Source organism: Sphingobacterium sp. WOUb80, from assembly GCF_050058145.1.
Lineage (GTDB): Bacteria > Bacteroidota > Bacteroidia > Sphingobacteriales > Sphingobacteriaceae > Sphingobacterium.
On record NZ_CP165617.1, the window covers coordinates 4,658,740 to 4,672,793 of the forward strand.

10 protein-coding genes are annotated in these 14,054 nt (G+C 40.2%); 4 read left to right on the forward strand and 6 right to left on the reverse strand.

From position 1 onward, the window contains the following. The first annotated feature begins 82 nt into the window (after positions 1-82). A complete protein-coding gene (locus tag AB1Z56_RS19320; RefSeq protein ID WP_309365454.1) occupies positions 83-1,630 on the forward strand; it encodes a glycoside hydrolase family 10 protein in 1,548 nt (515 codons plus the stop codon). Between the two features lie 94 nt (positions 1,631-1,724). On the opposite strand, the gene AB1Z56_RS19325 is transcribed toward AB1Z56_RS19320, so the two are convergent. Both AB1Z56_RS19325 and AB1Z56_RS19330 read right to left on the reverse strand, forming a co-directional pair. Then, positions 1,725-3,431, reverse strand: coding sequence for a glycoside hydrolase family 3 protein (locus AB1Z56_RS19325; RefSeq protein WP_309365452.1), 1,707 nt, complete (start codon positions 3,429-3,431; stop codon positions 1,725-1,727). A 464-nt stretch (positions 3,432-3,895) separates the two neighbouring features. Continuing rightward, on the reverse strand, positions 3,896-4,438 hold the full coding sequence (locus AB1Z56_RS19330) for a TetR/AcrR family transcriptional regulator (RefSeq protein ID WP_309365450.1): 543 nt from the start codon (positions 4,436-4,438) through the stop codon (positions 3,896-3,898). A 217-nt stretch (positions 4,439-4,655) separates the two neighbouring features. On the opposite strand from AB1Z56_RS19330, the gene AB1Z56_RS19335 reads away from it, so the two are divergent. Next, a complete protein-coding gene (locus AB1Z56_RS19335) occupies positions 4,656-7,397 on the forward strand; it encodes an outer membrane beta-barrel protein (RefSeq protein ID WP_426789906.1) in 2,742 nt (913 codons plus the stop codon). Positions 7,398-7,436: 39 nt separating this feature from the next. Here the strand turns inward: AB1Z56_RS19335 and AB1Z56_RS19340 are convergent, their stop codons facing one another. Both AB1Z56_RS19340 and AB1Z56_RS19345 read right to left on the reverse strand, forming a co-directional pair. Next, entirely contained in the window at positions 7,437-8,111 is a 675-nt protein-coding gene (locus AB1Z56_RS19340; protein WP_075994521.1) for a response regulator transcription factor, read from the reverse strand. Positions 8,112-8,231: 120 nt separating this feature from the next. Then, positions 8,232-9,668, reverse strand: coding sequence for a sensor histidine kinase (locus AB1Z56_RS19345; protein ID WP_313269451.1), 1,437 nt, complete (start codon positions 9,666-9,668; stop codon positions 8,232-8,234). A gap of 119 nt (positions 9,669-9,787) precedes the next feature. Between AB1Z56_RS19345 and AB1Z56_RS19350 the strand changes: the two genes are divergently transcribed. Together AB1Z56_RS19350 and AB1Z56_RS19355 are read left to right on the forward strand one after the other, a co-directional pair. After that, entirely contained in the window at positions 9,788-11,155 is a 1,368-nt protein-coding gene (locus AB1Z56_RS19350) for a DUF4270 family protein (protein ID WP_426789907.1), read from the forward strand. A gap of 3 nt (positions 11,156-11,158) precedes the next feature. Beyond that, on the forward strand, positions 11,159-12,181 hold the full coding sequence (locus tag AB1Z56_RS19355) for a Kelch repeat-containing protein (RefSeq protein WP_426789908.1): 1,023 nt from the start codon (positions 11,159-11,161) through the stop codon (positions 12,179-12,181). 452 nt (positions 12,182-12,633) lie between these two features. On the opposite strand, the gene AB1Z56_RS19360 is transcribed toward AB1Z56_RS19355, so the two are convergent. Both AB1Z56_RS19360 and AB1Z56_RS19365 read right to left on the reverse strand, forming a co-directional pair. Next, a complete protein-coding gene (locus tag AB1Z56_RS19360) occupies positions 12,634-13,662 on the reverse strand; it encodes a glutaminyl-peptide cyclotransferase (protein ID WP_426789909.1) in 1,029 nt (342 codons plus the stop codon). 30 nt (positions 13,663-13,692) lie between these two features. Next, a complete protein-coding gene (locus AB1Z56_RS19365; RefSeq protein WP_309365439.1) occupies positions 13,693-14,049 on the reverse strand; it encodes a YraN family protein in 357 nt (118 codons plus the stop codon). Positions 14,050-14,054: the final 5 nt, after the last annotated feature.

A 14,054-nucleotide genomic window follows, 5' to 3' on the forward strand; every position in this document is an offset into this window, starting at 1 on the left:
ACAAGTATCCAACAAACATCTTACATTTTTTAGGGAAAAAGTAAGAAATGCTTCCCTATCTTTGTTGGCTATAATTTATAGAATGACGGGAAAAACATATTTATATTCTTTTTTTACCATTGTTATTTGTTTATTTTCGATTAGAACGTATTCCCAGCAACTCCCTAAACGGGAATTTCGTGGTGTATGGGTCGCAACCATAGGTAATATCGACTGGCCCTCCGTTAAGGCTGGCAATAATGTCGCACAGCAAAAACAGGAGTTTATAGATTTACTGGACCAGCACCGCAGTGCGGGCTTGAATGCGATTATTCTGCAGGTACGTCCTGCTGCCGACGCATTTTACGCGAAGGGCAGAGAACCATGGAGTAGATATTTAACCGGAAAACAGGGATTGGCCCCTTCGCCATTTTATGATCCATTGGAGTTTGCAATCACCGAAGCACACAAAAGAGGGATGGAACTACATGCCTGGTTCAATCCGTATCGCGCATCGACAACGTTAAATCCGGCTCATTTTTCGGATGACCACATCACCAAACGTCACCCCGAGTGGTTCTTCACCTATGCTGGCAAGAAGCTCTTCAATCCGGGTATTCCAGAAGTTCGCAAATATATTATTGATGTCATCATGGATGTAGTCAAAAACTATGATGTAGATGGCATTCATTTCGATGATTATTTTTATCCCTATCCCGATAACAGAAATACACCTGTACCGGATCAGATTACCTTTGGTCAATATAATAATGGGATCGAGAAAATAGACGACTGGCGACGGAATAATGTCAACGTACTGGTGCGCGATCTTGGTGTTGCCATCAAAAAGATAAAACCTTACGTCAAATATGGTATTAGTCCCTGCGGCGTTTGGGACAACAAAGACAATAATAGTGATGGTTCAGATACCCGTGGCCTAAGTGCCTACCGGGAACTGTACGCTGATGGTGTCAAATGGATGCGGGAAGGCTGGATAGATTATATCAATCCCCAGATCTACTTTCCTTTCAAAAATCGCGCAGCAGCATATGAGATCCTAGTTGACTGGTGGCAAAAACACACCTATGGCCGGCACTTTTATGTGGGTCATGGTGCTTATCGTGTTACTGAAAATAAGATCGGCTGGACAGATCGGAGTCAAATACCGAGACAGGTACGCCATCTCAGGGAGGAGCACGATGTGGAAGGAAGTATTTATTTCAGTTCCAAATCACTCACGGACAATCTTGTTGGACTGCAGGATTCCATGCGGAATGACCTGTATCGAACCCCGGCCTTACCGCCAACGATGCCCTGGTTAGACAGTATCCCGCCCAATGCCCCATTTGGTCTTCTGGTGAAAAATTCGGGCAACGGCAAAATGAACACCTTATTTTGGCAAAAGCCAGATATGGCCACTGACGGGGAGTCTGCTTATGGTTATGTAATCTATCGGTTCAACCTCGATGAAAAAGTGAACATCAAAGATCCGGGCAAAATCATCTTTATCACCTTTGATGGCGATAAACTTCAATATACCGATGACGATATCAAGCAGCATCAACAGTACAAATATGTCGTTACTGCTATTGATCGCATGAAAAATGAAAGTAAGCCATCAGATAGCAGGAGTGCTAACGAAGAAATTTAGAATTTGACAAAAAATACCTCTTCCTAAATGGCTTTGCTAATGCAATGGGACCATTTTCGAAAGAGGCATCCTGTTTGTGTGATTTTATAATACGTTATTTCCCCTGTCCGTATTTAAATTTTTTGTTGATCGTAACCGGAAGTTTTCCTTTTGGCGTATTTTGCCCCAAAATCGTTTTTACTGCTGCTTTCTGCATGAATGCATCATTTTGATAGGCCAGCAAAATGGTTTTCGCTTTTTTTGTTGCTTCAAAACCATCCACTGCATAAGCGTTGGTAAACAAGGTCAGGATCGATTTTTTAGCAAACTTCTTCATAAGCCCTTGAACATCTTTATTTAGTGTCATTGTCGGACGCGGGCGAAGTCTCGTATCATGAACAGCGATAATAAACTGCTTATTTTTCTTGATTTCTTTGGTTATACGCTTAATATCATCTTTACTCATACTATCGGTGATAAAATATTGCGTTTCATTCGTCAGCGCACTAGCCAATTCATTCTGGAAAGTCTGGTTGGCTGTAATTCCTATATTAATAATAGCAGTAGGTAAATCCTTTTTGAATGATTTTAGTTTATCTGTCGAATTCAATGCGGTAATCGCTGCATTTGACAATTCGTCAATGAGCTGAACTGCAGAGGTACGATGCAGATCGTTGTATAAATTCTGTTGGGCAGTCGCTTGGTATTTGTCTAAACCCAGCCACAACTTGGCAGCAAGCACTCTTTTAACACGCGCATCAATATCCGCCTGTGCGATGCGTCCCTCTTCAATGGCTTTTAAGATCAAATCGATTGCACGTTTGCTATTTTCGGACACTTCAAGTAAATCATGCCCTGCAATAATCGCCTGTACATCGGCCTCTCCATTGGGAAAAAATTTCTTTACACCTTTCATATCCATTGCGTCGGTGACTGTCAGCCCTTTAAAGCCAAGCTCATTGCGCAAAAGGTCAGTAACTACTTTTTTAGAAATAGACGATGGCATATTAGGCGTATCATCCAAACTCGGGATATTCATGTGCGCCACCATAACAGCGGGAGCTCCAGCTTTAATAAGCTCCTTAAACGGATACATTTCCAAGGTATCTAGGCGTTTTTTATCAAAAGGGAGCTGCGGCAGATCGTAATGTGAATCCACATCCGTATCACCATGTCCAGGGAAGTGCTTGATGGAAGCCAATATACCGCCATCCACCATACCATCCATATAAGCCTTCGCTTTTTGGGTCACATTAAATTTGTTATCACCAAAGGAACGGATACCAATGACCGGGTTTTTGGGATTATTATTGATATCCACATCGGGAGCAAAATTGAAATGCATGCCTATGCGTTGAAAATCCAGTGCTACCTCACGTCCCATACGATAGATCAACTGATTATCTTGAACTGCTCCTAAAGTCATCTGATAAGGAAACGACAAGGTAGAATCCGGCATACGCATACCTAATCCCCATTCTCCATCAAAAGTCATCATCAGAGGCACCTTGGACAGGGATTGATAACGGTTGAACATATCGACATGACGCACCGGGCCACCTTGAAAGACAACCAGACCACCCAGATGCTCGTCTTGTATCACCTGAGCAACTGAGTCAATATACTTCTGGCCCAGATTTGTATGTGCTCTAACCAAAAATAACTGAGCGACTTTTTCTTTTGGCGTCAAGGTATTGAATACCGCATCGACCCATTCATGCTGGGAGTTGATGTATTTCACAAAATCTTTTTTGTCCTGAGCTTTCAAAAAAGAAATTGTGCCGACTAATGCCAATATTCCCAGACCGAGTTTTTTGAACATAAATTAGTTTGTATAATGTATTTAAAATAGAAATACTAAGAACGTTATTATTTTGGACATTATGAAATTGTTTTTGCAACAATTTCATATAAACATGCATAAAACAGCATTTCAGTACGACTTACAAGAGATGCTGAAGACTGGTCTATTTGAGAAAATAAGCTGGACATCCTAGCGATCTATCGTTTTACATAAAGTTAGGTAAGCCGGGGTGCCAAGTTAGGACTTCATTCGTACCTTAGTCGGAGCTTCTTCGGTGCTTCTTCGGTTGCAACCGAAGAAAATACGACTAAGCACCGTTTAATCTTCGCAAAAAGAACGTCTTATAGTCGAAGTTGGTATCCACTATTAACAGCCTATTTTGCGACCTAGAACGTATCTACCAGGCCACATTTATTTTAATTAGCAGCGATACATTAAGACCGAAACAGGTTGCAGGAAATAGAACAATTAGAGCCTGGTCTCTAAATCAGATTATACTTTTTCTCCAGGAAGAGTGTTAGTTCGATGGTATTCTCCAGCTCTCCAATGGCTTCTTTTTTCCAAAGGGTATCGATTATCAGCAGTAAAAATTCCGTTTCAAATTCAGGGCTCTCATACCCCAGCTCTTTAAAAGCACGATGAATGATGGGTTGAACCGGCTTCATAAATTGTTCATGCTGCTGTTTGGAAAAAGGATGATGGGACAAACGCTCCTGTAATCTCCAGAATATAGGTTCTGCGCTGACCAGCTTGCCTGGTAGATTGATCATTGTACGTAGAAATTCCTTCGGCTCACGATAGGTCATCATTCCACGGTGATGCGTAAGAACTTTACGATACCCCGATTTAATCAAATAAACCAGCAGTGCATCTTTATTTCCAAAATGTTTAAAGATTAATGCTTCAGAGACCCCTGCATTTTGGGCAATCGTTTTGGTAGAGGTATTTGTATAGCCTTGATCTGAGAAAAGCAGCAATGCTTCTTTCATAATACGCTCTTTTCTACTCAAAACACTTTCTTTCATCTTCTATTCTTTTAATCTATATCCGTATGCCACCACATCTCTATACGGTTTTGTTCAGTTGATTTTTAATTCTACTGCAAATATATCTAATCTTTCCATTCACTTGGGGTTATTGTAACTAAAATGATAATAATTCGTAACAAATAGTACCATATTTTTGGGAAATAAAATTATATAACCGTCAACAGTACATTAAAACACATTTGCAGATCAACCTATGAAGATCAATCTATGGTTCACATTGCTCCTATTTATGACCTTATCGTTATTAGGAAAAAGTGCACTAGCCCAACAGTATATTACAGGCAAATTGCTTGATCAGGCAACTTCACAGCCCATTAGGGGTGCTAGTGTCACCATTATAGCGGTAAAAGATTCCAGTAAATCTCTGGTACCTACAGACGTTTTGGGTAAATTCAGCAGCGGAGCGCTTTCCAACGGTGATTATCTGGTCACCGCACAACCGATGGGCTATACCATGGATCTCCGGCGGGTAAAACTCAGCGGTCAAACAATCGACCTAACGTTTAAACTCAATAGTGCAGAAATTGTATTGGATGAAATTAATATTTCCTCAAGTAGCATACAGGTTAAGGGAGATACGCTTGAATTTGACACCAAGAAGTATGTTACACAGGATTTTGCAGATGCGGACGAACTGGTCAAACAGATTCCAGGAGTTGAAATTGATGAAGATGGCAACGTCAAAGCTCAGGGTGAGCCTGTTAATAAGATTATTATTGACGGTCGTGAGTTTTTTAGTACTGACCCCAAGGTCGCCTTAAAAAACCTTCCTGCCGATGTTATTGCCAAAATCCAGATTATCGATGACAAAACCGAGCAGGCCAAATTTAGCGGGTTTGATGATGGCAAACGCATGAAAGTAATCAATATTGTCACCAAGCCCGATAAAAGAAAATCCTATTTTGGCAAGCTCTCCGGGGGGGCAGGTCTCGACGGAAAATATGCAGTCAATACACAGGTAACCAAAATGAACCCCAGACGGCAATATTCAATTGACATAAATACCAACAATGTCAATCAGCCAAATGGTTTCGCGACCCGCGGAAACACAAGAGGCCGTACTGGACAAGGAGTGACAACACGTTTCAATGCGGGATTCAACTATTTGGATCGTTTTTTTGATGACCGGATGGACTTCAATGCAAATTATACCTACAACTATACGGACAATAATATCCTCAGCCAAAACAAAACAGAATATACAGCAGGCAATCGAGCCAACCAAATCAACAATCAGGAGCAACTAAACAGTGTCTACAGCAACAGTCATGCGCTGTCAGCCCGCGCAAACTGGAAGATAGATTCCATTCAGAAGCTGGACTTTCAGCCTAATTTTTCTTATCAGAGTAACGATAGGATTACAAGTTCCATGGGCAATACCTTATTAAATCTTACCGAGATGCTGAATAGTTCTGACCGAAGGAATAAGAGCTTTGGAGAAAACTTCAACTGGGGTGGAGACCTTACTTACATGCGGAGGCTCAATAAACCTGGCCGCACGATCAGTTTTAATATCAATGGTTCCTTTAGCAGCAATAAGAGCCACGCGGAAAATTTTGCGCTAAACTCCTATTATAAAGATGGCCTATTCAATCGGGTCGACACCGTAAACAATAGGAATTATTCCATTGGTGACAATAATGGCTTTCGTTCCAAGGTGGCCTATACAGAAATGTTAGGTAAATATTCCCGGTTGCAGGGGAATTATACATTTCGAAATACTGCACGTTATTCGGACCGGAAGACCTATGAATTCCTGGCCGAAACAGGCCAGCTGGGGGAATTAAAAAATCGTCTTTCCAATGAATTCCGCAATGATTTTGTTTACCATAGCGGTGGTGTCTCCTACCTATTTAACAAAAAAGACAGTGTAAGATTTCAAATCGGCTTAGATTATCAGACTGCAGCACAAGTCAATGACAAATTATTTCCCAATACACTGACAACAAAAAGCCACTTTACCAGTCTGCTGCCTAATTTAAACTTCCAGTATAATTTCAATAAGGACACGCGGATTGAGTTTCGGTATAATGCCAAGACAAATACACCTTCAATCGAGCAATTGCAGGATTTTATAGACAATCAAAACCCGCTTCGTATCAGCTCGGGTAATCCGGATCTTAAGCAAGAATATGACCATAACCTTGTTGTGCAATTCAGGTCGATCAATAAAGGCACAGGCAGAAGCTTCACTTCTGATTTTACGGCGGATTTTATTCAACATAAAATTTCCAACACCATTTTCACCACAGATTCAGCATTTACAATCACAGAGGACGTAATATTGGGTCCAGGCGGACAATATATCAGACCCGAAAATTTCAATGGGGTCTACAACCTGAAATGGCAGAACAGTCTTGGGTATCGCTTCGAACCGTTGAAACTTAACTTCAACCTGAACAACAATATGTATTTCAACCAGAATTACACCTTATTGAATCTCGAAAAGGTCAACGCGCAAACATATGGGATGAGTCAACGCGTCGGTGTCAATACAGCATTCAGTAAAGACGTTATCATTGGATTGGATTACAATGGAAATATAGCATTTTCTAAGAACTCAGCGACCGAGAAATCCAATTATTCGGTCTATAAGCATACCATCGGTAATTCTATCGCTTTGACCCTGTTAAAAACTTGGACACTCAATTCAACGTTCAACTATCTATACAATGGCAGCATACTGAATTCACCAAGTACAACAAGTTTGTTATGGAATGTCTCTATAGGCAAGAAATTGTTCAAGCGGAGGAATGCCGAGATCAATCTTACAGTATTTGATATTTTTAATGACAATAAAAATATCAATCAGCAGGTCAACGATCTTTGGGTACGTGTTTCGCAATCCAATACCATAACGCGCTACGCGATATTAAGTTTCACTTATCATATTCGTGGGTTCGGAGGAAAATCAGGCATGAAAAATCGTCGTTAGCCAAGTGCTCTTCATATCAATCCACGTGGAACACTTCAATTAATCGACGGTAAGCATATATCCTACTCCTCTGACATTGATAATCTTAATCCGATCATCCTGACTGAGGTATTTTCGGATCCGGCTGATAAACACGTCCAAGCTTCGCCCTGTAAAATACTTATCATGGCTCCAATAGGCCCGCATGATATCCTCTCGAGGAATGACTTTATCTTTCTGTTCGTATAGTTTCCGTAGCAGTTCACTTTCGCGGAAAGACAGCTTGAGCACCTCACCTTGATAGGTCAACTGATGTTTCAAACTATCCAGGCTATAGTCTCCAATCATCAGTTTTTGACCGAACAGCATCTTTGGACTATTTTTTAATAAGGATTCTATCCGCACAACGAGTTCTTCAATCTTAAATGGCTTTTTGACATAGTCATCGCCGCCCAAACGAAATCCTCTTACAACATCCTCGGTCTGCACTTTGGCCGTCAAGAAGATAATGGGTACCTGCGTATCTGACTCCCTTATCTTTGTCGCCAATGTAAAGCCATCCATGACGGGCATCATCACATCTACCACCAAAATATCCGGCCGAGCCGCTGTAAATGCTTCCAGGGCTTCGTGCCCATTGCTACAATGGGTAACATGGAACCCATTTGCTTCTAGGCTATCGGCAACGATCATTCCGAGACTCGGCTCATCTTCTACATATAAAATTTCAATCATAGTACTGTGATTCAATCAAAAATATATTTTGGTCCTGCTGCAACGACAATTTTAGGTTAGACCACCCTAATCACTGTCCGATAAACTACATTATTTCCTTTGCTGAAAGTCAAGAATAATCTATTCATAAGGCAAGCGGATACTAAAGGTACTTCCTTTTTCCAGCTCGCTGTCCACAGTAATCTTACCATCATGCCTTTTTACCACCTGCTTGACATAGGCAAGCCCCAGGCCAAACCCCTTGACATCATGCAGATTACCAGAGGGCACCCGAAAGAACATATCAAAAATCTGATTATGGTATTCTGGAGAAATCCCTTTGCCATTATCTGTAATACGAATATGGACATTTTCCTTCATTTCCTTCACTTCCACCTCAATATAAACTTCCTGCCCAGCGTATTTTATCGCATTTTCCAGTAAATTATTGACCACGTTTTTTAGGTGGGCTTCGTCGCCATTGATCCTGATTTCAGGGGGAACAGCAATTAGCTTAAAGTCTACCTTTTTTGCTTTATTCAACTGAGCAACTTCAATCGCTCCTTTCACCATAGCAACAAGATCAAAATCCGAACGTTGCAAAACAATCCCTCTCGTCGCATCAATATCCATTTGAAGTACTTTTTCAATCATATTGGAAAGATGCTCCAGTTCCTTTTTGGAGATATTCAGATAACGATTCATCTTTTCCTTGTCATCCTGTACCCCATACAACTGTATCGCTTCTATGGCTGCCATGACCGTAGATACCGGTGTTTTAAGCTCATGCGTCATGTTATCGACAAAGTTCTTACGGAGTTCGGCCATCTTATTCTGATTGAGAATCGTTTTCATCAGATAGAAAAATGTACCTAGTAGCAGCCCTATCAAGAGCAGCGAGATGAGTAGCTGCCAGCTCAAGCTATACAATAAATACTTCCAATCCTCCTGAAATTTGATCACAAGAAATTCATTTTTTTGCGGGTTGACCATCATGGGCCTCGTCCAAGCGAGATTCGCTTCACGGTACTTGCGACGCACATCTTTAATTTGATCGTGTGGAATCCTCACAATAGCCATTTCAAATGGCACCGATATGCTCTTGTTGTTCAGCGATTCCTTGAATTTTCTTTCGATCAAATCCAGATTGGCGCTGTTCATTTCAAAATCTCGGAACAAAAAAGGCGGAATAATCGCTCCTTGACCTTCACGGTCTTTGGGGAACATCTTTTCTCTTCGGATGTGACTTTCGCGGTCAAATCGTTCGCTTTTGGGACGTTCAGCACTTACGCGCTGTAATGCTTTATCGAGTTCAGAAGCGGGTATTAGGGTTGAAAGCTCCCGTTTTACATCTTGCAGGAGGCGATTCCGATCAGCCTCAGGGCCATCTAACTGCCGATCACCATTACGGGCTTGGTAAGCTTCCTGAACAGCATTAAAGAGCGATCGCTCGGCGGTAGATAGAAATAGGTCCCTACGATTTGTATAACTTCCATAAAGCCAAATCCCCAGTACCACAGTAATCCCTGCACCTATTAAAACGATCAAACTGATCAGTAATTTAAATCTTCTACCCATAACTAAAACAAATTTAAATTACTAGATTTGCAATCGCTGTGGTAATTAACCATATTTAACAAAATATAACACTGATTAACAGTTCGCATTGATTACTTTTGCACTATTCAAAAATTAATATGATTAAAGACTTTAAGAGACGTAGTATTCAACTTTTACTTCCACTTTTTACATTGGCCGCTTTCGTCGGTTGTAATAAAGACATTTCGCTCTCATTGGATAGTTCAAGAGATGAAACAATCGGTTTAGTACCAATTGATACGGTTTCAGCCAAAGTTTCGACTTATCAATTGGACGACATCCCGACTTCCGCTACTGGAACAATGCTTGTCGGAAAGAATAGCAATGCTGTTACGGGCAGTATGAAATCTACAGCTTATATGCGCTTGGGTATTGGAACCATAAGTAATGCTTCTATTCCTGATGATGCTGTATTGGATTCTGTGACCTTGGTATTGACACCCAACAAATACTTTTACGGAGATACAACGAAAGTACAAAAGATATCGGTACACCGTGTTACGGAAGAAATCACACAAACACAGATTGATTTAACCAAGCCCGCTGACGAACGTCCTGTTTTTGTCACTTCAGCAGCGATATTCAGTAAACAGAAGTTTGCCTATGAAAACACTCCATTAGCAGAACTTTCCTTTAAACCACGTATACAATCTGCAGATTCCTTATTTTTTAGATTCAACAACACGATTAGCAATGAGCTGTTTACGATGATCAAAAATAATGACAACCGCATTCAGAGCAGCACAAGTTTCCAGGAATATTTCAAAGGATTGGCACTTGTTCCTGACAACAGCAATGCGGCCTTGATCGGTTTTAAAGACACAGTATTTCTACAAGTCCACTATTCATTCCTGAATAATGAAGGAACGAAATCTGTTGGTAAACAGTATTTTTCGATTGATAACAAAGCTTACCAGTATAATCAAATTGAAGCGGATCGCTCTGCAACAAAATTTGCACCGTTGACCTTAAAAAACCCTCAAATTGCGAGTCAACAAACGGATGGAAATGTATTTTTAGAGGGCTCAACTGGTGTTGTAGCAAAAATTGAGTTTCCTACGTTATTAGAGTTGGTGAACAATCCATCAATAGCGATTAATAAGGCTGAGCTTGTCATTGAAGTCCCTAATGGCGCCGCAAGCATTTTTGATCAGCCGCAAAGTTTAGTTTTGATGGTTGCAAGTAATAATGGTAATCCGATTAGTCTGTTAACTTCACCTTATTCGACAACAACACAGCAAGCGACGTTAGTGCGCGGCAATGATTTTGGTTCTAATGGAACTTATACATTCAATCTGATTGAATATTTAACAAAAATTAAAACAACAGCATACAATAATACTTCATTATATCTATCTTTACCGACATCGGGTTTGTTTTCAACTGGAAATAGGTTAATATTGGCAAAAGATAATGAGAATGATCCGAAAATTAAATTAAACATCCTTTATACTAAATTTCAATAATTTATGAACAAGAAAAATTGGCTACTCGTTTTATTAGCTTTTGTATTTACAGTTACAACTTTCTCTTCTTGTAAAAAAAGTGACGACAGCGACGATAAATCAGACGAATGGTTTGCTAAAGCTGCCTTTAAAGGTCCACAAACTTCATCTGCTGCTAGCTTTTTGATAAATAACATTGCATATGTCACTACTGGTCTAGCAAGTAATGCTGGTGGTAAACCATTTCGCGTGAAAGATACTTACGCGTATGACGCTGCGTCAGATACTTGGGCTGAAAAAGCGCCTTTCACAGGTGTTGAGAGAAACGGTGCTATCGGTTTTTCCATTGGTAATATCGGTTATGTTGGTGGCGGAAACGACGGAACAAACAACCTAACAGATTTCTACAAATTTGATCCTACAGCTGACAATGGAAAAGGTGCTTGGTCAAGCATTGCTCCACTTCCTATTGCTTTATCAAATGCAGTGGCTTTTACTTTAAATGGTGCTGCTTATGTTGGAACAGGTGAAACTGTCGTTAATGGTGGAACAACAAATACGAATGAGTTCTACAAATACGATCCTGCAGCTAATACGTGGCAAGCAATTAGTGATGCGCCATTTTCAGCGAAAAGAAAAGCAGCTTTCTCATTTGTTGTCAATAATGTAGCTTATGTAGGTGGTGGTATTTCTAATGCTGCTTATCCAAAAGATTTCTACAAATTTGATGGTAGCAAATGGACTAAATTGAACGATTTAAATAGAGCAGATGATTCATATACTTATGATTTAACCCGTTCAAACGCTTCTGCTTTCGCGATCAATGGTACACCATTTGTTGTTGGTGGTTACAAAAATGCAGTGATCAACAGCACCTGGAAATATAATATTTCTGGTGACTACTGGACAAATGATAACGGTGCTTTCGCTGGTTCAGCACGCCAAGATGCTATTGGTTTCGCGGTAGGAAACAATGGCTATATCACGACTGGACTTAACGGTTCATCTCGTTTTGATGATACATGGATGTTTACTCCGATTTATTAATCGAAATAAAATCAATATAAAAAAAGGAATGGAGTCTAAAACTTCATTCCTTTTTTTTTGCTTCAAATATTTGCGTCTATTGGCTCAAAGGAATATTCAGTTCCCTTTTATAGCTATCCGCTCTGGCGAATCATTCATCAGTAATAGCGTAATCCGCTTGCTATTTACTGATGTCGGCTAACTCCTACTCTTCTTTATTAGGGAACCCCATTCCGGGAGATCTGCTTGCCATAGTGTTCGTTCCCTCATACAGTTTTAAAAGCACTCTGTCTCGACCTGAGGCGCCATCACACAAAAGGTTGAATTGAAAACCCACACGATAACATCCATACTCAAAAAAAGAATGGGAGCAATAAAAAAACCTTGTCAGCTAATTCTGACAAGGTTTCTAATTTTATACGAACTTGCAATACTGTCGACCTCACGAAGAAGGATCAAGATCTGAAGTTCATTTATTTTTCAACTGTCTTGATCTCAAATAATGTATTCCACAGTTTACCTGTTATAAAGAGACGTTTTCCCGCTTGATCATAAGCGATACCATTCAATTCATTATCGTAAGCGGAAGTATGCTCATAAATACCCACCAAATTAATTCGCCCTTCTACCGCTCCTGTTTGAGGATTGATTATAACAATAACATCTTTTTGATAGACATTGGCGTAGACTTTTCCGTCTATAAATTCCAGTTCATTGAGTTCATCCACCGGTCCAGCTTCATCGTAAACTCCGATAACATTCAACTCCTTACCGGTCGTTGCATCCAGAAAGTACAGCTTATTGGAACCATCAGACTTTATCAAATGCTGTCCATCGTAAGTTAGCCCCCAACCTTCTTTACTATTCTCATATTTAAAGGAACTTTCCTTTACAAAAGAGTTTTTATCAAAGACATACCCTTCTCCCTGTTGCCAAGTCAACATAAATAACTTATTACCAACCAATGTCATTCCTTCCGCAAAAGTCTTTTCATCAAATTTGATCTCTTTCAGCACTTTACCTGTTTTTAGATCAACTTTTCTCAGGTTCGACTCGCCATAACGCCCGTTCGATTCGTAAAGAATGCCATCGGCAAACTGTAGTCCTTGTGTAAATGCTGTTGTGTCGTGTGGATATTTGTTGACAACCTCAAAACCATAATTCTTTGCATTTGCAGGTACAACATAAAATGTACTTGAAACAGAATCGGGTTTTCCTGCGTTGTACACCAAAGCGGAAATATTACGTGTGCCGTAAGCCATGTCTTTGGTATCGACCGTAATTGCCGTAGTGTCAGTTGATGACCCCACATGTTTATCATCGACAAAATAAGCGACAGAATCCATTGATACGGATTCAAATTTTAATTTCAATTGCACCTGAGCACCCTTCAAAACAGCTTGATTTGCTCCAGGAGATGCAAATTCTAAACTGGATTTTTTTGACTTACAAGAAGCAAAAGCAAGCGCTGCAATTGCCATAAAATAAGTGATTTTTCTCATCTATGTATAATTATTTATAAGTACGTGTCCTCAACTATCCCAAAATGCATCTTTGATATAATGAAGTGCTACTTGGGGTGATCTTGTTATCGCGACAACATCAAATCTGAGCTCCCCTGCATAATGCGTTTTAAGAATATAAGCCTGTGCTGCTCGAATCAGTCGTCGTTGTTTTTTTATATCTACGAATTCGTAGGGTTCGCCGAAATCGGTTCCCGACCGCGTTTTTACTTCAACAAATACCAAGGTATCCTTGTCCATGACAATCAAATCTACTTCTAAATTCTTAAATCGCCAATTTCTTAACACTATTTTATAGCCTTTCTCCACAAGGTATTCCATAGCCATTTGTTCACCCCATTCGCCCGTTTCAAGATGTTTGGCCATATCAA